The sequence below is a fragment of the Komagataeibacter sp. SM21 genome (assembly GCF_041402665.1).
Taxonomy (GTDB): domain Bacteria; phylum Pseudomonadota; class Alphaproteobacteria; order Acetobacterales; family Acetobacteraceae; genus Komagataeibacter; species Komagataeibacter saccharivorans.
In genome coordinates this window covers 187,925-209,052 of record NZ_JBGLOV010000001.1, presented here as the reverse complement: position 1 = coordinate 209,052, position 21,128 = coordinate 187,925, and the positions used below count along the sequence as shown (strand labels likewise).

General features: G+C 64.8%; 18 protein-coding genes. 4 read left to right on the top strand and 14 right to left on the bottom strand.

Going from position 1 to position 21,128, the window contains the following annotated elements:
* Positions 1-19: 19 nt before the first annotated feature.
* Positions 20-1,423, bottom strand: a complete 1,404-nt coding sequence (locus ACBR42_RS00880) for a class II 3-deoxy-7-phosphoheptulonate synthase (protein WP_102324627.1) — start codon at positions 1,421-1,423, stop codon at positions 20-22.
* A 307-nt stretch (positions 1,424-1,730) separates the two neighbouring features.
* Between ACBR42_RS00880 and ACBR42_RS00875 the strand changes: the two genes are divergently transcribed.
* The gene (locus ACBR42_RS00875) at positions 1,731-2,078 is read left to right on the top strand and encodes a hypothetical protein (protein ID WP_102324628.1); all 348 of its coding nucleotides are present in this window, start codon (positions 1,731-1,733) and stop codon (positions 2,076-2,078) included.
* A 113-nt stretch (positions 2,079-2,191) separates the two neighbouring features.
* Here ACBR42_RS00875 and gorA read toward each other — a convergent pair whose 3' ends face one another.
* Together gorA and ACBR42_RS00865 are read right to left on the bottom strand one after the other, a co-directional pair.
* Positions 2,192-3,592, bottom strand: coding sequence for a glutathione-disulfide reductase (gorA, locus tag ACBR42_RS00870; RefSeq protein ID WP_118962456.1), 1,401 nt, complete (start codon positions 3,590-3,592; stop codon positions 2,192-2,194).
* Positions 3,593-3,717: 125 nt separating this feature from the next.
* Positions 3,718-4,596 carry a ferredoxin--NADP reductase gene (locus tag ACBR42_RS00865; RefSeq protein ID WP_102324630.1) on the bottom strand — a complete coding sequence of 293 codons (879 nt, stop codon included), beginning with the start codon at positions 4,594-4,596 and terminating at the stop codon, positions 3,718-3,720.
* 294 nt (positions 4,597-4,890) lie between these two features.
* Here ACBR42_RS00865 and ACBR42_RS00860 point away from each other — a divergent pair, with 294 nt between their 5' ends.
* A complete protein-coding gene (locus ACBR42_RS00860; RefSeq protein ID WP_371207066.1) occupies positions 4,891-7,338 on the top strand; it encodes a helicase-related protein in 2,448 nt (815 codons plus the stop codon).
* Positions 7,339-7,501: 163 nt separating this feature from the next.
* Here ACBR42_RS00860 and serS read toward each other — a convergent pair whose 3' ends face one another.
* The 8 genes from serS to ACBR42_RS00820 form a co-directional block, all read right to left on the bottom strand.
* On the bottom strand, positions 7,502-8,773 hold the full coding sequence (gene serS / locus ACBR42_RS00855) for a serine--tRNA ligase (RefSeq protein WP_110546889.1): 1,272 nt from the start codon (positions 8,771-8,773) through the stop codon (positions 7,502-7,504).
* Positions 8,773-9,582, bottom strand: coding sequence for a twin-arginine translocase subunit TatC (tatC, locus tag ACBR42_RS00850; RefSeq protein ID WP_282760942.1), 810 nt, complete (start codon positions 9,580-9,582; stop codon positions 8,773-8,775). Before tatC ends, serS begins: the two co-directional genes overlap by 1 nt.
* Before the next feature lie 4 nt (positions 9,583-9,586).
* Positions 9,587-10,153 carry a Sec-independent protein translocase protein TatB gene (gene tatB / locus ACBR42_RS00845; RefSeq protein WP_282760943.1) on the bottom strand — a complete coding sequence of 189 codons (567 nt, stop codon included), beginning with the start codon at positions 10,151-10,153 and terminating at the stop codon, positions 9,587-9,589.
* A gap of 66 nt (positions 10,154-10,219) precedes the next feature.
* On the bottom strand, positions 10,220-10,885 hold the full coding sequence (scpB, locus tag ACBR42_RS00840) for an SMC-Scp complex subunit ScpB (protein WP_102324634.1): 666 nt from the start codon (positions 10,883-10,885) through the stop codon (positions 10,220-10,222).
* Complete coding sequence (locus tag ACBR42_RS00835; protein ID WP_132305652.1) at positions 10,885-11,733, bottom strand: ScpA family protein; 849 nt, start codon at positions 11,731-11,733, stop codon at positions 10,885-10,887. Before ACBR42_RS00835 ends, scpB begins: the two co-directional genes overlap by 1 nt.
* A 36-nt stretch (positions 11,734-11,769) precedes the next feature.
* Positions 11,770-12,771, bottom strand: coding sequence for an SPOR domain-containing protein (locus ACBR42_RS00830; protein ID WP_371207064.1), 1,002 nt, complete (start codon positions 12,769-12,771; stop codon positions 11,770-11,772).
* Positions 12,768-14,573, bottom strand: coding sequence for an arginine--tRNA ligase (argS, locus tag ACBR42_RS00825; RefSeq protein ID WP_110546892.1), 1,806 nt, complete (start codon positions 14,571-14,573; stop codon positions 12,768-12,770). The genes ACBR42_RS00830 and argS overlap by 4 nt, the downstream gene beginning before the upstream one ends.
* A 105-nt stretch (positions 14,574-14,678) precedes the next feature.
* Positions 14,679-15,857 carry a deoxyguanosinetriphosphate triphosphohydrolase gene (locus ACBR42_RS00820; protein WP_102324637.1) on the bottom strand — a complete coding sequence of 393 codons (1,179 nt, stop codon included), beginning with the start codon at positions 15,855-15,857 and terminating at the stop codon, positions 14,679-14,681.
* A 129-nt stretch (positions 15,858-15,986) separates the two neighbouring features.
* Here ACBR42_RS00820 and ACBR42_RS00815 point away from each other — a divergent pair, with 129 nt between their 5' ends.
* Both ACBR42_RS00815 and ACBR42_RS00810 read left to right on the top strand, forming a co-directional pair.
* The gene (locus ACBR42_RS00815; RefSeq protein WP_371207063.1) at positions 15,987-16,352 is read left to right on the top strand and encodes a HesB/IscA family protein; all 366 of its coding nucleotides are present in this window, start codon (positions 15,987-15,989) and stop codon (positions 16,350-16,352) included.
* Positions 16,349-17,146, top strand: a complete 798-nt coding sequence (locus ACBR42_RS00810; protein WP_371207062.1) for an exodeoxyribonuclease III — start codon at positions 16,349-16,351, stop codon at positions 17,144-17,146. Before ACBR42_RS00815 ends, ACBR42_RS00810 begins: the two co-directional genes overlap by 4 nt.
* On the opposite strand, the gene ACBR42_RS00805 is transcribed toward ACBR42_RS00810, so the two are convergent.
* From ACBR42_RS00805 to mtnA, 3 genes are all read right to left on the bottom strand, one after another.
* On the bottom strand, positions 17,115-18,008 hold the full coding sequence (locus ACBR42_RS00805) for an EipB family protein (RefSeq protein ID WP_371207061.1): 894 nt from the start codon (positions 18,006-18,008) through the stop codon (positions 17,115-17,117). The genes ACBR42_RS00810 and ACBR42_RS00805 overlap by 32 nt on opposite strands.
* Positions 18,009-18,013: 5 nt before the next feature.
* On the bottom strand, positions 18,014-19,810 hold the full coding sequence (gene aspS / locus ACBR42_RS00800) for an aspartate--tRNA ligase (RefSeq protein WP_102324641.1): 1,797 nt from the start codon (positions 19,808-19,810) through the stop codon (positions 18,014-18,016).
* Between the two features lie 113 nt (positions 19,811-19,923).
* Positions 19,924-21,015 carry an S-methyl-5-thioribose-1-phosphate isomerase gene (gene mtnA / locus ACBR42_RS00795; protein ID WP_102324840.1) on the bottom strand — a complete coding sequence of 364 codons (1,092 nt, stop codon included), beginning with the start codon at positions 21,013-21,015 and terminating at the stop codon, positions 19,924-19,926.
* Positions 21,016-21,128 lie beyond the last annotated feature (113 nt).

The following is a 21,128-nucleotide window of genomic DNA, read 5'->3' as shown; positions in this document are numbered from 1 at the left end:
ATCCCCCCTGATGGCGGGACTAGTCTGCCCCGCCAGCGATACGACCGACCCGCGTTTTCAGTTCCTCAGCCAGACGGAACGCCATCTCAAGCGACTGTTCGGCATTCAGGCGCGGGTCGCAGAAGGTTTCATAGCGTTCACCAAGGTCGTCTTCCGTCAAGCGGTGGGCACCGCCGATGCACTCGGTCACGTTCTGCCCGGTCATCTCGAAATGCACGCCGCCGGGGCTGGCGCCAGCGGCCTCGAACACGTCAAAAAACCCGTGAATCTCGGACAGGATGGCATCGAAGGACCGCGTCTTGACGCCCGATGCGGTCGAACTGGTGTTGCCATGCATGGGGTCACACAACCACGTGACCGTGCGTCCGGTGGCCATCACTTTATCGAGCAGCGGCGGCAGATGATCACGCACCTTGCCCGCCCCCATGCGCGAGATGAGCGAAATGCGCCCCGCTTCATCGGTCGGATTGAGGATATCGAGAAGCTGCTCCAGATCCTCGATGGTCGTGGTGGGACCGACCTTGATGCCGATGGGGTTGCGCACGCCACGCAGGAATTCGACATGCGCGCCATCGGGCTGGCGGGTACGGTCACCAATCCACACGAAATGGGCCGAGCAGTCATACCATTCGCCCGATGTCGAATCGATGCGGGTCAGCGCCTGCTCATAGGGCAGCAGCAGGGCTTCGTGCGAGGTATAGAACTCGGTCTCGTCAATCTGGGGCGTGGTGGCCGCCGTCAGGCCGCAGGCAGCCATGAAGTCCAGCGTTTCGCCAATGCGTTCGGCAAGCTGGCCATAACGCTGCGCCAGCGGCGAACGTTCGACGAAGCCGAGGTTCCAGCGATGGACCTCATGCAGGTTGGCATAACCACCGCCCGCGAACGCGCGCAGCAGGTTCATCGTGCCGACGGACTGGAAATACCCCGTCTCCATCCGCCGGGGATCGGGAATGCGCGCAGCTTCCGTAAAGTCGGAACCGTTGATGATATCGCCACGGTAGGACGGCAGGCTCACGCCATCCTTCGTTTCCATATCGGAAGAGCGCGGCTTGGCGTACTGCCCCGCCATGCGGCCGATCTTGATGACCGGCACTTTTGCACCGAACGTCAGCACCACCGCCATCTGCAACAGTACGCGGAAGGTGTCGCGCACGATGTCAGCGGTGAATTCGCTGAAGCTTTCGGCACATGCACCGCCCTGCAGCACGAAAGCCTGTCCCGTAGCGGCCTTGGCCAGATGGGCGCGCAGGCGGCGGGCTTCCCCGGCGAAGACCAGCGGCGGATAACGGCGCAGGCGTGCTTCCACGTCCTCCACCGCTGCTTCATCAGGGTATCGCGGCATCTGCCGCGCCGGAAACGACCGCCAGCTCTCCGGCGTCCAGGCCTGCCGGGAAGAACTGTTATGCTTGTGCGTCGCACTCATGGGTCGGATCCTAATTCCTCTTGATACAAGACAATCCCCGCCGCCTGTGGCGGAAGGGCAGCCTTTATGTCGAAAAAACCCCGGCAACGCAAAGCCTGTTCTGGGCTTTGCGGGGGATCGGTGGGGGCCTGCTGGCGGGAAATGTTGCATTGTCGCCACAAAGCCTGCGTATCATTACGCCAGAAGGTCGCATTGCCATGGGCCGGAACCCATATGTAAAAGCGACATGGTTGGGCTGTCAGACCGGCGCTTCCCCAAAAGGGGGCGGGTTGGCATGCTTGCCACTCAGGTAAAAGGATTACGGATCATGGCCACGTCACGTGGGAAATTCATAACCGCCCTATCGGCCGGGCTGTGCCTGTTCAGCGTGACAGCCATGGCCGCGCCCGCAGCGGACAGCAGCGATGACAGCAGCCAGAACGAGGACCGGATGACCGTTCACGGCCAGCGCGGCCACCTGCCGCCGGGCTATGAGGAAGCGCCGTCCATGGAACTGAACCATGGCCCTGACCCCGACCATCTGGAACACGTCCATCGTGATTCGGTCACGGGCACGGATCTGTCGCGCTTCGGTTCCGCATACCAGAGCAGCGGGATCAACGGTGATGGGCAGCTTGGCGATTCCACCGGCAATGGCTGGGTCGCGCCGCGCTAAAGCCAGCGTGCAATATTAAATAAAAAAACCGTTGGCGGATCGGTCCCCAACGGTTTTTTCATGCCTGGTCGGTCCCGTACCCATGCACAGGACCGGCGCTGGAGCGTCCGCGCCTACTCTGCGCTACGCGGCGTGACGCGCGTGCGGGTCCGCATGGTCACGAATTCCTCCGCCGCCGAAGGATGGATACCGATGGTACGGTCCCAGTCGCCCTTCTTCAGCCCGGCGGTGACGGCAATGGCCAGCCCCTGCATGATCTCGGGCGCGTCATCACCCAGCATATGTGCGCCCACCACCGTCTGGCTGGCCTGATCGACCACCAGTTTCATGAACGTGCGCTGTGCCCGCCCGCTGAGTGTATTGCGCATGGGGCGGAAGCGGCTGATGTAAATATCCACATCGCCGTTATGGGCGGCTTCCGTTTCCGTCAGGCCAACACTGGCCAGCGCGGGGGTAAAGAACACGGCCTTGGGCGTGGTGGCGAACGACCACTGCCGCGGCGGTTCATTGCCGAACAGGCGGTCAGCCAGCATATGCCCTTCCGCAATGGCGACGGGGGTCAGGTTTAGGCGGTTGGTCACGTCACCAATGGCGTAGATGCCGGGGATCGAGGTCTCACCATTTTCATCAACGATGATGCGCCCGTTCTCCTGTGTCGCGACACCGGCCTGAATCAGGCCCAGACTGGCGACTTTCGGATGGCGTCCCGTAGCGAAGAAGACGCAGTCCGTCTCGATACGGGCGCCATTGTCCAGCGTTACGACAAAACTGTCATCCGCCAGCCGGTCGATGCTGGTGGGTGACGCACCGACATGCTGGCGGATTCCGCGCAGGTCGATGGCGTCATGCAAAGCGTGGCGCAGATCGGAATCAAAGCCGCGCAGCGGTAGCTGCTGGCGGTAGACCAGATCCACTTCCGAACCGAGACCACGGAAGATACCGGCGAACTCCACCCCGATATATCCGCCGCCCACCATGCACACCCGCGCGGGCCGTTCCTTCAGGTGGAACGCCTGATCGGAGGAAATGGCATGCCCGATCCCATCGATCGCGGGCATGGTGGGGGTGGAACCCACAGCAATGACAATCCGTGCGGCGGTGACCCGGCGCGGGGCGGCATGGGGGGCAAGCGGGGACGGGTCGATGCGCAGGGTATGCGCGTCCTCGATCGTGGCATGCCCGGTAAACAGGGACACCCCGGCCTTTTCCAGCATGGAGACGTAAATGCCGTTGAGGCGCGTGATCTCGCGGTCCTTGGCGGCGATCAGTTCGGCCCAGTCATTATGGCCCCGCCGCGTGTTCCAGCCAAAACCGTGGCTGTCTTCCACCCAGTCGCCATAATCGCTGGCCTGAACCATAAGCTTCTTGGGCACGCAGCCCAGATTGACGCAGGTGCCGCCCCAGTGCCGGCTTTCCGCCACCGCCACACGCGCGCCATGGCCCGCCGCGATGCGCGCGCACCGCACCCCGCCGGAACCCGCGCCAATTACGAACAGATCAAAATCATAACTCATGCCAGTTCCGCATCCTGTTCCGGCCGGAAGGACGAAACGGCACGCGTCGCTCCGGCAACGGGCCGCCACGCGACGGGGCGGCCCATAAAAAAGCCCCGGCCAGCGCGCCCGGCCGGGGCATGGGATCAACGTTCAGCGAACGCCTTTTCCACTACATAGGCGCCAGGATGGGAGTTGTTGCCCTCATCAAAGCCACGTGCCTGCAGCATCTTTTCCGTATCGGCCAGCATTTCCGGCGAACCGCAGATCATGACGCGGTCATGCTCGGGGTCGAGTTCGGGAATGTTCAGGTCGGTAAAGATCCTGCCCGTCTCGATCAGCTTGGTGATGCGGTCGGTGACGGCAAATTCCTCACGCGTGACGGCGGGATAGTACAGCAGCTTGCCCGACACGTCCTCGCCCAGGAATTCATGCTCGGGCAGTTCATGGCGGATATGGTTGGAATAGGCCAGTTCACCCGAGATGCGTACCGTGTGGCTCAGGATCACGTGCTCGTAACGGTCATAGCATTCCGGGTCCTTGATCAGGCTCATGAACGGCGCAAGCCCCGTGCCCGTGGACAGGAAATACAGGTTACGGCCCGGACGCAGGTTGTCCAGCAGCAGTGTTCCGACCGGCTTGCGCCCGATCAGCACCTTGTCGCCCACCTTCACATGGCGCAGGCGCGATGTCAGCGGGCCATCGGGCACGGCGATCGACAGGAATTCGAGGTGATCCTCGTAATTCGCGCTGGCGATGCTGTAGGCGCGCAGCAGCGGCTTGCCCTCGACCTCGATGCCGATCATCGTGAACTGGCCGTTCTCGAAGCGCAGCGCCGGGTCGCGCGTGGTGGTGAAGCTGAACAGCCGGTCGGTCCAGTGATGAACCGACAGAACGGTTTCAGCGTTCAGGTGTCCGTATTCCTTGCTCGGCTCGGCGAGGTGGAACACGCCTTCCTGCCCCTCGACCGGTGCAAGCCCGGTGAGCATGGTCTCGGAAGTTGGCATAATCAACGTATCGGACATCAGGTTGTCATTCTCCCGGCTGGAGGGACCGCGGACACAGGATCTCCTGAAACATGCCCCCCACCGCACTGCGTGGCTGAGGCGGGAATGTTTAGGCCATCCACAGCGTGGAATTCCAGCACAAACAAATATATCACGCGCCACGGGAAGCTGAATTCACCGCACAATGCCCATGCCGGGGCGCTCATGTCACGTCACACGCGTACGATGCGGGCCTGTATTCAATGAATTCGCGTATGGATGCAAGTACTGAGTCCATTGTCCCCGCCGCGTGGATGACGCACATAGATAGACATGACTTCAGAATTCCCCGACCGGGCCGCCCCGGCCCTGCTGGCGCTGGACGCCGCGATTGCCTCCAGCGGGCTGCATGTTGAAAACCGCGAACGCCCGAAGCTGGAGCGCGTGATCGCCCGCATGCTGCAACCCGGCGCCGACCGGATAGATGACGCCGCCTTCCGCGCGGCCATATGCACCGTCCGGCGCAAGCCGTGGGGTTCGCGCCTGATGGACCTTACGCGCCGCGCAGGGCAGGTATGGGTTACACGCGCGGATACGGAAGCCGCCGCCATAACGGTGGATGATCCCGAACCCGACGATGCGCGCCTGCTTGCCGCCCTCGCCCCCGTGGTGCAGGCCAGACTGCGCGCGCAGGGCGATACGCCACGCGCTGCGGTGGACAATATCCGTGCCGACCTGTTCGATGGCACCGGCCGGGTCCTCTCCCCCGGTGAACTCGGCACGCTTGCCCGTGCGGTGGCGGATGCCTTCGCCCTGGCCGATACGGACACCTTCGCTACCGATCTGGAGCGTGAGGAAAGCAGCCGCAAGGACCGGGACGCAAAAATCGAGGATACGGCCCGCGCCCGCAGGCGCGAGGAAGTCCAGCGCCTGCGCGCATGGGAAAAAAGCCTTGTCCCGTTCAGCGATGTGCCGGGCCTGCTGCGCTGTTCCCAGCGCGAGGCCCTGCGCTGGATTGCGGAAAACCGCCTGCCCGTCGCCCGTCGCGTGCCCCAGTCCAACGGGCAGGAACGCTGGGAGTTCGATCCCGCCGAACTCATGGCCCTGCGCCAGCAGATTCCCGAATGGCGCAGGGATGGAACAGACAGCACCAGCCGCGCCCCTATCGCGCCCGATCTTGGCAACCGGCGCGTGGGCAATGCGGTCATCGCGCAGGTGGCGGCCCTTGACCGCTACGCCGCCCATTTCCGCACCGCACGCGCGCTCAACCGCCGCATCACACTGGTGACGGGACCGACCAATAGCGGCAAGTCGCATACGGCCCTTGATGCGCTGGCACAGGCGGAAAGCGGGCTGGCGCTGGCCCCGCTACGCCTGCTGGCGCATGAGTTCCGCGAGTCGCTCATGGCACGCGGGGTGCCCACATCCCTTGCCACGGGGGAAGAACGCATCGACATGCCCGGCAGCCGCCATCTGGCCGCAACCGTGGAAATGTGCCCGCTGAACAATCCCGTCGATGTCGCGATCATCGATGAAGCCCAGATGCTGACCGACCCCGACCGGGGGGCGGCATGGACGGCAGCCATCATGGGGGCACCGGCGCGGCACCTGTTCGTGCTGGGCGCGCCGGACTGCATTCCCATGGTGAAGCGCATTGCGGAACTGTGCGGCGACCCGGTGGACGAAATCCGGCTGGAGCGCAAAAGCCCGCTGGTTGCCGCCGAACGGGCCGTAAGCCTGCATGAACTGCAGAAGCATGATGCGCTGATCGCCTTTTCCCGGCGCGAGGTGCTGGACCTGCGCGCGATGCTGCTGGCGCATGGCAAGCGGGTGGCGGTGGTGTACGGCGCACTCAGCCCCGAAGTCCGCCGCGCGGAAGCCCAGCGTTTCAATAACGGCGACGCCGATATCCTGATCGCGACCGACGCCATCGGCATGGGGCTGAACCTGACCATCCGCCGGGTCGTGTTCGCGGCCCTGCGCAAATATGACGGCAACCAGACGCGCGACCTCAACCCGCAGGAAGTCAAGCAGATCGGCGGTCGCGCCGGACGCTTCGGCAAGCATGAACAGGGCGTCGTCGCCGTGCTGGAAGGGGTGGGCAGCCCATCGTTCATCCATGCCATGCTGGCCGCCCCGCCCCAGCCGATCGAGGACATGCGCCCGCAGGTCCAGCCGGATGCCGACATCGTGCAGGCCGTCGCGGCCGAAATCGGATCGGACAGCCTGTTTGGCGTGCTGGTGCGCATCCGCCGCGCGGTGCTGCGCCGTGACGACCCGAATTACCGGCTGGCCAACATGGAACAGGCCTTCGCCATCGCAACCGCACTGGAAGGTGTGGCTGACCTGACACTGGCGCAGCGCTGGGTCTACGCCATGTGCCCGGTGGATGACCGTGACAATGGCATCCAGCGTCTTGTCCACTGGGCGGCGGACCATGCCGCGGGCAACAGCGTGGCCCCGCCGGGCACCGGTCCCCTGCCCGCGCCGGAACGGGCGGAACGTACCGAACTGGAACGCGCGGAAAAGCGGCACAAGCGGCTGGTGGCATGGCGCTGGCTGGCGCTGCGCTTCCCCGAAGCCTACGTCAACCGCGAGGAAGCGGAAGCCACGACCGCGCGCCTCAATGACTGGATCGAAGACGTGCTGCGCCAGCAGAGCATCCGCGCCCGCACGCCCCGGACATCCCCCTTCAGCCCGGACAGACGGAGCAGCCCGCCGGGACGGCGCAACCGCGACGCAGCCCCCGGCGGCAAGCGCCCGCCCCGCAAACGGCGGTGACGCGGGCGGAGCGTACCCTGCCCCGTACCACTTCCTTCATGGCGCCCGTGAAGGCGGATCAGGGAACAGAAAGCAGAACGGGCAGGCACGGTACACTGCCCGCCCTGCCCGCTCCATCCAACACGGTGCCCGGCGGTAGTACCCGCCAGCCCTGCTACGGATTTCAGCCCGCGCGGATAACTTCCACCCCGGCCATGTAGGGGCGCAGCACGTCGGGCACGGTGACGCTGCCATCTTCGTTCTGGTAATTTTCCATCACGGCGATCAGCGTGCGGCCCACGGCCAGCCCCGAACCGTTCAGGGTATGGACGAAGGCAGGCTTGCCATCCCCCGCGCGGAAACGGGCGTTCATGCGGCGGGCCTGAAAATCGCGCGTGGTGGAACACGACGAAATCTCGCGCCACGCCTGCTGGCCCGGCAACCATGCCTCAAGATCGAAGGTCTTTGCGGCGCCAAAGCCGGTATCCCCCGCGCAGAGCAGCATGCGCCGGTAGGGAATGCCCAGCCCTTCCAGCACCATTTCCGCGCAGCGCGTCATGCGCTCATGCTCGGCATCGCTTTCTTCCGGCGCGGTGATGCTGACCATCTCCACTTTCTGGAACTGGTGCTGGCGCAGCATGCCACGGGTATCACGTCCCGCGGCACCTGCCTCGCTACGGAAGCATGAAGACAGGGCGACAAGGCGCAGCGGCAGCACGTCCGCAGGCAGGATCTGGCCCGATACGGTGGCGGTCAGCGGCACCTCCGCCGTGGGGATCAGCCAGCGGCCATCTTCCGTGCGGAAGGACTGATCGGCGAATTTGGGCAGCTTGTCGGTGCCATACATGGCTTCGCTGTTGACCAGAACGGGAACGGCCGTTTCCTCATACCCGTTGCTGCCGGTATGCAGGTCCAGCATGTACTGGCCCAGCGCGCGCTCCAGACGGGCAAGCTGGCCACGCAGCACCACGAACCGCGTGCCCGACAGGCGGGATGCGGTTTCGAAATCCATCATGCCCAGCGCTTCGCCCAGCTCGTAATGCTCACGCGGGGTAAAGGCGAACTCCTTGGGCGTTCCCTTCTGGTGAACCTGCACGTTGCCGCTTTCGTCCGCACCGTCGGGCACGGTCGCGTCAAGCTGGTTGGGCAGGCGTTCCAGCGTGTTGCGCAACTGGCCGTCCAGCGTATCCACCTGCGTCTGGAGTTCTTCCATCCGCGCCTTGCCTGATGCCACCTCGGCCTCAAGGTCGGAGGTATCGCAGCCCTTGCGGCGCAGCGCCCCGATTTCCTTGGAGATCGTGCGCCTGCGGGACTGGAGTTCCTGCAGTTCGGTTTCCGCCGCGCGGCGTTCCCTGTCCAGCACAAGCACGGTGGAAGCCACTGCAGGCTCCCCGCGCCGCTTCAGGGCGGCGTCAAAACCATCGGGGTCGGCGCGGAGGGCGCGCAGGTCGTGCATCAGGATGTCTCCTCGGTCTCTTCAGGCGGATTGCGCGGCTCGACAAGGCGGGCGCAAAGAATGGAAATCTCGTAAAGCCCGATCAGCGGCACGGCCAGTCCGGTCTGGGTAATCACGTCAGGCGGCGTCAGGATGGCCGCGACCACGAACGCGCCCACATAGGCGTATCGCCGTACCTTCGCCAGTCCCTTCGATGTCACCAGCCCCACCCGCGCCATGAGCGTCAGCACCACAGGCAGTTCGAACGCCATGCCGAACGCCATGATGAGCTTCATGACAAGCGACAGGTATTCCGACACCTTGGCCTGCAGTTCGATCTGCAGCCCGTCCTGTCCATCCGCCGTCTGGAAGGAGAGGAAGAACTTCCACGCGGCAGGGAAAATGAAATAATAGGCCAGCGCGGCACCCAGGGCGAACATGATCGGCGTCGCGACAAGGAAAGGTGCGAAAGCACGTTTTTCGCTACGGTACAGTCCAGGCGCGATGAATATCCACGCCTGCACCGCCACCATGGGAAAGGACAGGCAGGCCGCGCCAAAGAAGGCGACCTTCATGTAGGTGAAGAATGCCTCATACAGCGCGGTATAGATCAGGTGCGGCTGTTCCCCCTTCTGCCGCATGATCGTGCCAAGCGGACGGGCAAGGAAGAAGTAGATCTGTTCCGAATAATAGTAACAGACGGCGAAACACACCACGAACGTCGCCATGGACCACAGCAGCCTGCGCCGCAATTCCACCAGATGCTCCAGCAGCGGCATGGGCTGGTCGTTGATCGAATCCTCGTTCAGGGTCCTGTCTCCTGCGTCCATCGCGTTAGGTATTCCTGCCTGCCGTCATGACGGATACGCGCTGGCCCCGATGGATGACGCGCACCGGCGGCAGGAAGGCGGGCGGCGCCAGATGGGGCAGTTCGGCAGCAATGCGGCGTGCGGTGCGGGGCGGCAGGAAATCCGGCGCATCAGGCACCGGTCCCGTATCGCGGTCCATCTCATCCACAAGGGGCGGAATGTAATGGCGGGCGGGCAGCGGACGTTCCGGCAGGGGGGGCGCTGTCCCGGCGGCGGGGGATGGCGGGGGCGGGTTTTCCACCAGCGGCGGCATGGTCAGCGAACGGCGCAGCGCGCCATCACCATCAATGGCCTTCATCAGCTTGTCGCGCACGTTCAGCCGCCCCAACTGGCCAAGCTGGTCGCGCGCTTCGGTCAGGTCGGCTTCACGCACCATCTCGTCAACATGGGACTGGAACTCGGTCGCAAGCCCGCGTGCCTTCTTGATCAGGCCCGTGACCGTGCGGATGGCGACGGGCATGTCCTTCGGGCCGATCAGCAACAGGCCGACCACCCCGACAAGGGCAAATTCAGACCACGCGAAATCGAACATGAACCCTGTATCCTTCCCCAGCGCGCCACGCGCACGTACATACGACCATACGCCCCCGCACACCTATCATGACATGGGCGGGTCAGGAACCTCGTCATCCGTGCCGGGCTGCATACCCGTATCGGGCACGTCCACCAGAAGCTCCTCGCGCCGGGGCAGGTCGCCAAGGTCCTTGAGGCCGAAATGCCGCAGGAAACCCGAGGACGTGCCCCACAGGATCGGCCGCCCCGGCACTTCCTTACGCCCCAGCGGCATGATCAGTTCGGCTTCCAGCAATGTATCGAGTACCTGCTGGCTCAGGCTCACGCCACGGATTTCCTCGATCTCGGCGCGGGTGCAGGGCTGGTGATAGGCGATGATGGCCAGCGTTTCCATGGTGGAACGCGCCAGCCTGCGCGGGCGCGGCATCACGCGGGTCAGCCGGGATGCAAGGTCGGGCGCGGTGCGGAACTGCCATCCCCCCGCCACTTCCACCAGCACCACACCCCGCCCCGCATACTGCGCGCCCAGTGCCGCCAGTGTCGCGGCGACATAGGCGTCGCGGTCGGCTACATCATGCGGGACGCCACCCTGCGCGCTCAGCACCTCCGCCACGGCACGGGTGCTCAGGGGATCGGCGCGGGCGAATATCAGGGCTTCCGCCAGCCTGATGGAAAACTCGCGCACCGGGATGTCGACAGCCGGAGCCTCATCACCGATCAGTTCGCCCTGCGCATGCTGCGTATCGTTCATCAGGCCATGTCCCCTTCCGGTTCTGTTGCCACGGCGCTGTCATCCGCCATGCGTTCACGTAGCAGGATACGACCGAACTGCCGGGCCTGCTGGAGTTCAATCGCGCCATTGCGCGCCATTTCAAGGCTGGCCAGCAGCGTGCCCGCAACCGCGGCGCGACGACCGGTTTCGGCCATGTCATCCGCCATGTCGGGCTGCGGCAGGGGATCAGGCAGGAAATGCTCCAGCCCGCACCAGCCTTCCTCCCCCACGCCACCGCCCAGCATGCGCCGCAACCGCGCCAGCGCGTCCTGCACGGTCCAGAAACGCAATACCCGTGGCTGATAGACGGACCGGCGCACGCGCCGCCGCATGGCCGCCATATAGCCCCGCATGAGCTGGGGCACATCCACCGCCAGCCCGGAGCGGTCGATTTCCACCAGATCCTCGCGCTGTCCGCGCTCGAACACCACATGCCCCAACTGGGGACGGGCCGCCAGCCACCGGCCAAGCTGGACCATGCGCTCAAGTTCCAGCAGCCGTTCATGCAGAAGCGCCGCCGCTTCTTCCGCATCGGTGGCTTCCTCATCGTCTTCAGGCAGAAGCAGGCGGGATTTGAGCCATGCCAGCCACGCCGCCATAACCAGCCAGTCCGCCGCCAGTTCCAGCCGCACCGTCTGGGCGGAGCGGACAACGGACAGGAACTGCTCGACCAGTTGCAGGATGGATATGCGCCACAGATCCACCTTCTGCGCCCGCGCTAGTTCCAAAAGCAGGTCCATCGGCCCCTGGAAACCTTCCAGATGGACGATGGGAGCGGTGGAGGCGACGGACTGCGCAGCGGGGACGGATGTACTGTCCCCGTTCACCCATCCCTCCGCTGTGTGGTCCGTATCACGACTGTCTCAGGAATGGACCAGATCACACGGCAGACTTTTTGCCCTGGCCTTCTCGCAAAGCCCCGTGGCCTGCGCTTTGGTCAGCCCCTTTACCCGCAGGCGGTAGAAGGTGCGGTCATTGCGTTCGGCCTTCACCACCGCTGGCTGGTACGCCCCGAAAATGGCGGGGTAACGGCTGCTCAGGCTGTTCCAGCTTTTCAGGGCCGCCGCCTGGGAATCGAGGGCGGCAAGCTGGACGCCATATGCGCCGCTCCCCTCACCCGCCTCGCCCGATGCAGGCGGCGGCAGGGTTGCTGCGGGGGATGGCGCTTCGGCTACGGATCGGGACGGTGGCGGGGCCGCGGCCTCCGGTTCCGGGGCTTCCTGTGCAGCCGGGGGCGGTGCGGCCGGGGTCGCGCCAGCAGGCGGGGCTGGTGGCGTGGGCGTGGCTTCGGGTGCCGTGGCGGCATCAGCCGGGTGTGCTGCGTCCGGGCCAGCGTTCTGGCCATACTGCCGGGCCATGGCATCGGGCTGCGGCTGTTCCGGCGGCGGGGAAAGACGCATCACCCCGCCATCAGCGGGCATGCCATCGGCGGCGCCAAGTATCTGCATGCCGCCCGGATCGGCCGGCTTGACCCGCACCGGCCCCGGTGGCGGCCCCAGAACGGGAATCCCGCCCTGATGATGGCCGAACAGCGACCAGCCACCGATCGCCACCACCAGCACGCCGCCCAGTCCGGCGGCACCGTAAACCAGTTTGCGCGTTGTCGGGTCGTGACCGATCAGACTGATCCCGCCAAGCCGCGCCAGCATGCCACGGAAGTCCATGCCCGCCCCGCTGCGTCCCGGTCGGGAGCGGCCACCCTCGGGTGGTTCCATGGGGTTGCGCGGGTCGATATCGGGATTGGAATCCGCCCCCATGCGTTCGCGCATCCGGCTTTTGGATGCGGCATAGGGATCTGGCGCCGCCGGGTTGTGGCGGTCATCGTCAGGGGGCGTATCAGGGGATGATGTATCGTCAGGACTCATCGCATCTCCTCGACCGGCTGCACGCCGAGTACTTTCATTCCTGAACGCAGCACGGTTGCCGTTGCTTCGACAAGGGCCAGTTTCATCCGGGTCGCCTCAACATCGTCTTCCTGAAGGAAACGCAGGGTGGTGTCGTCACGTCCCCGGTTCCACAGGGCATGGAAATCCGACGCCAGTTCATTGAGGTAGAAGGCGATCCGGTGCGGTTCATGCGCGGCGGCGGCCGATTCCACCATGCGCGGCCACTGCGCCATGCGCTGCAGCACGGCCAGTTCCGCATCCGATGTCAGGCCCGACAGGTCGCCCTGCGCCAGTTCGGCAGGCGTGATGCCACCGGGCAGCCTGCCTTCATTGACCAGACCGGCTGCGGCCCGCAGCACCGAACAGCAGCGCGCATGGGCGTACTGGACATAAAAGACCGGGTTGTCGCGGCTCTGGGCCACGACCTGATCCAGATCGAATTCCATCTGCGCGTCAGCCTTGCGCGTCAGCATGGTGAAGCGCACGGCGTCACGCCCGACTTCGTCAATTAGGTCGCGCAGGGTAACGAAGGTGCCCGCGCGCTTGGACATGCGCACCGGCTGGCCATCGCGCACGATGCGCACGATCTGGCACAGCAGCACGTCCAGCACGGGGCGGCCATCCGTCGCCAGCGCCGCCACGGCTGCCTTCATGCGGGTGACGTAACCGCCATGATCCGCCCCCCACACATCGATCAGCACATCCGCGCCCCGGCGGATCTTGTCCGCATGGTAGCCGATATCATTGGCGAAATAGGTGTTGGACCCGTCGGACTTGCGCAGGGGCCGGTCCACGTCATCCCCGAATTCGGTGGAGCGGAACAGCGTCTGCGGGCGGGCTTCCCAGTCATCGGGCAGCTTGCCCTTGGGCGGTTCCAGCACGCCTTCGTAAATCAGGCCCTTTTCTTCAAGACGGGCAATGGCGCGGTCGGTTTCGCCATCCGCCAGAATCCGGGCTTCGCTGGTAAAGACATCATGATGCACGCCAAGGGCGGCCAGATCCTGCCGGATCATGCCCATCATGGCATCGACCGTCTCGGTCCGGACGGTATCGAGCCATACGGACGGGTCGGCGGGTTTCGCGTCCGCCGCCGCAAGCGTCGCGCCGTGTCGCGCCACCAGCGCCTCGCCCACGGGGACAAGGTAGTCACCACCGTACTGGATCGCACCACCGGGCACGATGGCGGCGAATTCCGCCTCGTCCATGGTCGTGCCCAGCGCCTGCAGGTAACGCCAGTACGCCGCCCATGCCAGGGCGATGACCTGCGCCCCGGCATCATTGATGTAATATTCCTTCGTCACCGCGTAACCCGCCTTGGCCAGCAGGTTGGCCAGCACGTCCCCCACCACGGCGCCGCGGCAGTGACCGACATGCATGGGGCCGGTAGGGTTGGCGGAAACATATTCCACATTCACCCGCACGCCCTCGCCTGCGGTGCCCTGACCGTAATCCTCGCCCGCTTCAAGCACCTCGCGCGCGATGCCCTGCCACACCGATGCGGACAGCGTCATGTTGACGAAACCCGGCCCCGCCACTTCGGCGCGCGTGATGCCGGGCGCGCCCGCCAGCACCGTAACCAGTTCCGCCGCGATTTCAGCCGGGCGACGCCGCGCGGCCTTGGAGATGACCAGCGCCGCATTGGTGGCCAGATCGCCATGGGCGGGATCGCGGGTGGAGGTGACTTCCACCCGGTCCAGCGTGGCGGGCGGCAGGTCAGGCAGGATTTGACGCAGCGCGTCGCGCACATGCGAGAGGTAACGGGCGAACAGACTTTCTGACATGCGGCTCGGTTTCCCAAAAAACGGCGCCGGACCCCGCGGCCCGGCATAAATGGCCTGCCGTGATGCCAGATGGCATGACAGGCGGATGATCTTGCTGCGCGTGTTTCACCCCGGCGAGGACAGGTCCGTCAACCGTCGATATTCTTCCATCGCGCAGCGATCGGTCATACCGGCAATATAATCGGCCACCACGCGGCACGCACGCGCCATGTCCCCGCCATCCCGCGCGGCCAGAGCGGACTCGCGCCAGCCATCGGGCAGCAGCGTCACGTTTTCCGACAGGATGCTGAAAATCGATTCGACCGTCAGCCGCGCCTTGCGGGTCATCCGGTTGACGCGCCAGTGGCGGTAAAGGCGGGCATACAGGAATTTGCGGATTTCCAGATTGGCCGCCGCGATGGCCGGACTGTACGCCACGACCGGGGCGGCAGCATTGCGTATGTCGTCCGATGACCGGGGGGACAGCCGTTCAAGATTGCGCTGCGTCTGCCCGATCAGGTCCATCGCCAGCGCGTTGATGACGCGGCGCAGCGTTTCATGCCGCAGGCGGGGATCGTTATTGCCGATGCTGTGGCCCGCCTGATGCTGGGCGGCGCGGGCTTCGGCCAGTGCTTCACGCACCACCGGCAGGGCTTCCAGTTCCTCGATATGCAGGAGACCCGCCCGCAGGCCATCGTCAAGATCATGGGCGTGATAGGCGATGTCATCCGACACGGCGGCCACCTGTGCCTCGGCCGAGGCATAGCTTTGCAGTTCCAGCCCGTGCCGGGCCGCGTAATCGGCGACATAGGTGGTCGGATGATCCACCGGGCCATTATGCTTGGCCAGCCCTTCGAGCATTTCCCATGTCAGGTTCAGCCCGTCGAAGGCGAAATACCGCCGTTCCAGCAACGTCACCAGCCGCAGGGACTGGGTATTGTGATCGAACCCGCCCCACGGCTTCATCGCTGCCGCAAGCGCTTCCTCCCCCGCATGGCCAAAGGGCGTGTGGCCAAGATCATGGGCGAGGGCAAGCCCTTCGGTCAGGTCTTCCTCCAGCCCCAGCCTGCGCGCAATCGAGCGCGCGACCTGCGCGACTTCCAGCGAATGGGTCAGGCGCGTGCGGAAGAAATCCCCCTCATGGTTCAGGAACACCTGCGTCTTGTATTGCAGGGTACGGAACCCGGCGGAGTGGATGACCCGGTCGCGGTCACGCTGCCAGGGGCTGCGTGTCGGGGCTTCCGCTTCGCGATGAAGGCGGCCACGCGCGGTGGCGGTCTGGACAGCGTAGGGTGCAGTACTCATATATGATCAAGACCCAGCCATGGATAAGACGGCACATGATGATACCGCCGCCTGCATCCATAACCCGCGCGCGGCCCGTGGCCAACATGATCCCGTGTCTGCGCGTTCCACACACCATGGTGAAGCCCGATGTCGATGCCCCCTTCCCCCACCGCCGAAAGCTTCCGCGTATCGGATTCGGCTGCCCGGCGCCTGCGTGAGATCCTGGACGAACAGCCCACGGGCGCGGACGACGAACCGGCGCTGCGCGTGTCGGTTCTGGCGGGGGGGTGTAATGGATTTCAGTACAAATTCGCGCTCGATCCCGCCACCCTGCCCGATGATATCGTCATTACGGCAGGCGATGCCCGCGTGCTGGTCGATCCGGCCAGCATGGACCTGCTGGCCGGGGCCGAACTGGACTTCAATGACAGCCTGATGGGCGCGCATTTTACCGTGCGTAACCCCAATGCCGCGTCATCGTGCGGATGTGGCACGAGCTTTTCGGTCGAATGATGAAACTCACGACCTGGAACGTCAATTCCATCCGCCAGCGTCAGGACCATGTGCTGGACTATCTTGCCCGCGAGCAGCCCGACGTGCTGGCGTTGCAGGAAATCAAATGCGCCACCGAAATCTTCCCCGTCGATGTGTTCAGGGCTGCGGGCTATGACAGCATCGTGGTGGGACAGAAAAGCTATAACGGCGTCGCCATCCTGACCCGCCACCCGCATACGGTCCCCCATACCAGCCTGCCCGGCTGGGAAACGGAACCGCCACAGGCACGCTATGTAGAAATCCGCACCTGTGGTCTGGTGGTTGGCAATCTTTACCTGCCCAACGGCAATTCCGGTGGAACGCCGGGATACGAATCAAAGCTGGCTTTCATGGAAGCCCTCGCCCTGCATGCGCAGGCGATGCTGAAGGCGGGGCAGGATTTCATCCTGATGGGGGATTACAATGTCTGCCCCACGGAAGAAGACTGTGCCCCGGGCGCGCTGTCACCCGATGACGCACTGGTCCGCCCGCAGACCCGCGCGGCCTTCCGCCGTCTGCTGTGGCTGGGGCTGACGGACGCACTGCGCGCCCTGCACCCCACCGGGGCGTTCTATACGTTCTGGGATTATCAGGCGGCTGCATGGCAGCGTAACAGCGGCCTGCGCATCGACCATGCCCTTCTGTCGCCCCGCGTGGCCGAACGGCTGCTGACCGCCCTGCCTGCCCGTGACGAGCGCGGCAGGGAACAGCCATCCGATCATGTACCGCTGACGATCACCCTTACGCCGGCTGACGCTGGCGCGGCGGACTGACCACACCGCCCGCCGGTGGACTGGCACCGCCCATGCAGCGGTCATGGGCGGGTAACAGGCGGAATTCACGTAAGGTGCCCGCCACGCGGAACTGCCCGAAATCCAGCTCCACATTGTCGGCCACGCCATTGATGAAATAACGCATTCCGGTCTGGAACATCGGCGTCATGTCGTGCGTGGCGCTGTTGTAATACGCAACATGCACCCGCACCGCCGGAAGGGTGGCCAGCGCGGGAAAAGGCACGGCAACCGGGGCCGCCTGCTGGCCCAGCAGCAGCACATACGTGCCCAGCGCCCCGGTTTCGACGGTTCCATCAAACAGATCGGGGGAAATCTGCCCCCTGCCTGCAAGGGCGGCTGCAATGACGGCGCGGGTATACGCTACGGGAAACAGCGTGCCCACAGGCAGGGCAACATCATGGGTGGCGGGGGCAGTATAATGCACGCTGCCGCCCCTGGTCCCCATCCGCGCTTCACCCGCGATGCGGGGCGCGGGTGTGCCATTTTCCGTCTGGTCGGCACGGAATACGAGGGATGAGCCGTCCTTTTCCTCCAGCACAGCATAATCCGAATCGCTTATGGCTTCCGCCCCGCTACGCCCCGTGGTGCGCAGGTGCAGTTGCTGCTGCGTAGACCATGCCGAACACATGTCGGACAGGACAAAAGTCAGTTGCCCTTCCGCCGTGACGACATCGCCATCCCCCACGGCGGAGAGGGAAAGATCATAGACCGCGCGATGCGGGGCCATGACGGGGGCGGAAGCGGGGGCCGCGACCGAATGGCCCCGCCACAGGGCGATTACGCCCGCAACGATGACCATGCAGCCATGGGCAAGCGCCCCGGCACGCCCCACCCGCGCCATGAGGGTCAGTTCTTGGCCTGACCGGGCTTGGGGCGGGGCAGGTCGAGCGCGAGGGAGAGTTCCTTCAGCCGCTGCGGCTCGACCGGGGCCGGTGCCCCCATCATCAGGTCTTCGCCCTGCTGGTTGAGCGGGAACAGGATCACTTCGCGGATGTTCGGCTCATCAGCCAGCAGCATCACGATACGGTCCACGCCGGGGGCCGAACCACCATGCGGCGGCGCGCCATAACGGAACGCATTCAGCATGCCGCCAAAGCGGGCTTCGACCTCGCTGGCGGGATAGCCCGCGATCTCGAACGCACGGATCATCACATCGGGCTGGTGGTTACGGATCGCGCCCGATGACAGTTCCACGCCATTGCACACGATATCGTACTGGTAGGCCTTGATGGTCAGCGGGTCCTGATTCTGCAGCGCGTCCATGCCGCCCTGCGGCATGGAGAACGGGTTGTGGGAGAAGTCAATCTCGCCCGTTTCCTCATTGCGCTCATACATCGGGAAATCCGTGATCCAGCAGAAGCGGAAGGCGTTCTGTTCGATCAGGTCCAGTTCGGTCGCAACGCGCGTACGCACCGCCCCCGAGAACTTGACCATCTCATCGCCCTTGCCCGCCACGAAGAACACGGCGTCGCCCGCCTTCAGCCCTGTTGCCGCACGAATGGCCTCGATACGCTCGGCTTCAAGGTTCTTGGCGATCGGTCCCTTGCCGCCATCTTCGGCGAAGATGATGTAGCCCAGCCCACCGGCACCGGATTCGCGCGCCCAGTTATTGAGCTTGTCAAAGAAGGCACGCGGGCGGTCACCCGCACCCGGCGCGGGAATGGCGCGGACCTGACCACCATCGGCGGCGATGCGGGCAAACAGGCCGAAACCGGAACCGGCGAAGGCTTCGGTCACGTCGGACAGTTTCAGCGGGTTGCGCAGGTCAGGCTTGTCGCTGCCATACACATCCATGGCCGTGGCGTAGGGAATGCGCTCGAACGGGGCCTTGCTGACGGTCCGGCCACCGCCGAATTCGCGAAACACGCCTTCCATCACGGGTTCCAGCGTCGCGAACACATCTTCCTGTGTTGCAAACGCCATTTCGAAATCGAGCTGATAGAACTCACCGGGCGAGCGGTCGGCACGCGCCGCTTCATCGCGGAAGCAGGGTGCGATCTGGAAATAGCGGTCGAAGCCCGCGACCATGGCAAGCTGCTTGAACTGCTGCGGGGCCTGCGGCAGGGCATAGAACTTGCCCGGATGCATGCGCGCGGGCACGAGGAAGTCGCGCGCGCCTTCGGGGGAGGATGCGGTCAGGATCGGCGTCTGGAATTCCATGAACCCCAGATCCGTCATGCGCTTGCGCAGGCTGGCGATCACCTGCGCGCGCAGCATGATGTTGCGGTGCACCTTGTCGCGCCGCAGGTCGATGTAGCGGTAGGTCAGGCGCAGGTCTTCAGGGTAATGCTCGTTCCCCGCCACCTGCAGCGGCAGCACGTCGGCGCTGGACTGGACCGCGATTTCTCGCGCGCGCAGTTCGATCTCACCCGTGGGCAGGTTCGGGTTTTTGGTCGCGCCATCGCGCAGCACCACTTCGCCCGTTACCGTCAGCACGCTTTCCACGCGCACGCGCTCGGCCGTTTCCAGAACGGGGGAACCGGCGGGGATCACGATCTGCGTCATGCCAAAATGGTCGCGCAGGTCAATGAACAGCAGGCCGCCGTGGTCGCGCTTGCTGTGTACCCACCCGGAAAGGCGGGCCGTCTGCCCGGCGTCAGCAGCCCGCAGGGCCGCGCAGCTATGGGTACGATAGGGATGCATGCTCTTGTCCTGATTCTACCAGAGTCCGGGGGGCGCGCCTGCCATGGACGCGCCCGGTTTCAGGCGCGACAAAGCCAATCCCGCCCCCGCCTGTCAAGGTTATAGGTGATGTGTCACACGTATTCGGGAAACAGGTCGCACAACCCGTCGGCCGATGCGGGGCAGCGGCCCCGTTCGGTAATCAGTCCCGTCACCAGCCGCGCGGGCGTGACATCAAAGGCCGGATTGGCCCCCTTGCTGCCATCGGGCACAAGCTGCACGGTGGTCACGGCGCCGGTTTCGTCGCGTCCCTGTATATGGGTGACTTCGCGGCCGTTGCGTTCCTCAATGGGGATTTCCGTCACACCGTCACTGATGGTCCAGTCGATGGTGGTGGAAGGCAGCGCCACCCAGAAAGGCACGCCATTGTCATGCGCGGCCAGCGCCTTGAGATACGTGCCGATCTTGTTCGCCACATCGCCCGTACGCGTCACGCGGTCGGTACCGACGATGACCATGTCCACCATGCCATGCTGCATCAGGTGGCCACCGGCATTATCCGCAATGACGGTATGCTTCACGCCATGACGCCCCAGTTCCCACGCGGTCAGCGACGCGCCCTGATTGCGCGGGCGGGTTTCATCCACCCATACATGCACGTCAATGCCACGGTCATGCGCCATGTAGATCGGCGCAAGGGCCGTGCCCCAGTCCACCGTGGCGATCCAGCCCGCATTGCAGTGGGTCATGACATTGACCGGTCCGGGGCGACGGCTGGCAATCTCTTCGATCAGTTCCAGTCCCTGTCGGCCAATGGCCTCGTTCTGGATGACGTCCTCATCACAGATGCGTCCGGCCTCGTCATAGGCGGCTGCCACGCGGTCAGCCGGGGCCGTGGTGCGCAGGCGCGTCAGCATGCGCCGGATGGCCCATGCAAGGTTGACCGCCGTGGGGCGGGTAGCCGCCAGCAGGGCGGCATCACGCTCCATCGCCGCATCGCTGCTGTCCTGACGCAATGCAAGGGCCAGCCCGTAGGCCGCCACCGCACCGATCAGCGGTGCGCCGCGCACCTGCATCGTGCGGATGGCATGCGCCACCTGATCGCGTTCGGTCAGGCGCAGGATGTCCAGCGACCACGGTAGCCGGGTCTGGTCAAAGATATGGACTGACCAGCCATCATCCGCATCCACCCAGACGCTACGATAGGAGACGTTGTCGATTTTCATATAATATTTGCCGCCATAGAAAAACCAGAACACCAGAAGGGCGCGTAGGGAAGCATCCGGCAGGCTGGTATTCAAGCCCCCTTCCCCCGAATCCCGCATGACCGGGCAGTCGG

What these genes read in the sequence shown, in the direction of transcription:
- ACBR42_RS00880 (WP_102324627.1), bottom strand. Translation starts at nt 1,423, where the DNA reads ATGAGTGCGACGCACAAGCATAACAGTTCTTCCCGGCAGGCCTGGACG.
- ACBR42_RS00875 (WP_102324628.1), top strand. Translation starts at nt 1,731, where the DNA reads ATGGCCACGTCACGTGGGAAATTCATAACCGCCCTATCGGCCGGGCTG.
- gorA (WP_118962456.1), bottom strand. Translation starts at nt 3,592, where the DNA reads ATGAGTTATGATTTTGATCTGTTCGTAATTGGCGCGGGTTCCGGCGGG.
- ACBR42_RS00865 (WP_102324630.1), bottom strand. Translation starts at nt 4,596, where the DNA reads ATGTCCGATACGTTGATTATGCCAACTTCCGAGACCATGCTCACCGGG.
- ACBR42_RS00860 (WP_371207066.1), top strand. Translation starts at nt 4,891, where the DNA reads ATGACTTCAGAATTCCCCGACCGGGCCGCCCCGGCCCTGCTGGCGCTG.
- serS (WP_110546889.1), bottom strand. Translation starts at nt 8,773, where the DNA reads ATGCACGACCTGCGCGCCCTCCGCGCCGACCCCGATGGTTTTGACGCC.
- tatC (WP_282760942.1), bottom strand. Translation starts at nt 9,582, where the DNA reads ATGGACGCAGGAGACAGGACCCTGAACGAGGATTCGATCAACGACCAG.
- tatB (WP_282760943.1), bottom strand. Translation starts at nt 10,153, where the DNA reads ATGTTCGATTTCGCGTGGTCTGAATTTGCCCTTGTCGGGGTGGTCGGC.
- scpB (WP_102324634.1), bottom strand. Translation starts at nt 10,885, where the DNA reads ATGAACGATACGCAGCATGCGCAGGGCGAACTGATCGGTGATGAGGCT.
- ACBR42_RS00830 (WP_371207064.1), bottom strand. Translation starts at nt 12,771, where the DNA reads ATGAGTCCTGACGATACATCATCCCCTGATACGCCCCCTGACGATGAC.
- argS (WP_110546892.1), bottom strand. Translation starts at nt 14,573, where the DNA reads ATGTCAGAAAGTCTGTTCGCCCGTTACCTCTCGCATGTGCGCGACGCG.
- ACBR42_RS00820 (WP_102324637.1), bottom strand. Translation starts at nt 15,857, where the DNA reads ATGAGTACTGCACCCTACGCTGTCCAGACCGCCACCGCGCGTGGCCGC.
- ACBR42_RS00815 (WP_371207063.1), top strand. Translation starts at nt 15,987, where the DNA reads ATGTCGATGCCCCCTTCCCCCACCGCCGAAAGCTTCCGCGTATCGGAT.
- ACBR42_RS00810 (WP_371207062.1), top strand. Translation starts at nt 16,349, where the DNA reads ATGATGAAACTCACGACCTGGAACGTCAATTCCATCCGCCAGCGTCAG.
- ACBR42_RS00805 (WP_371207061.1), bottom strand. Translation starts at nt 18,008, where the DNA reads ATGGCGCGGGTGGGGCGTGCCGGGGCGCTTGCCCATGGCTGCATGGTC.
- aspS (WP_102324641.1), bottom strand. Translation starts at nt 19,810, where the DNA reads ATGCATCCCTATCGTACCCATAGCTGCGCGGCCCTGCGGGCTGCTGAC.
- mtnA (WP_102324840.1), bottom strand. Translation starts at nt 21,015, where the DNA reads ATGAAAATCGACAACGTCTCCTATCGTAGCGTCTGGGTGGATGCGGAT.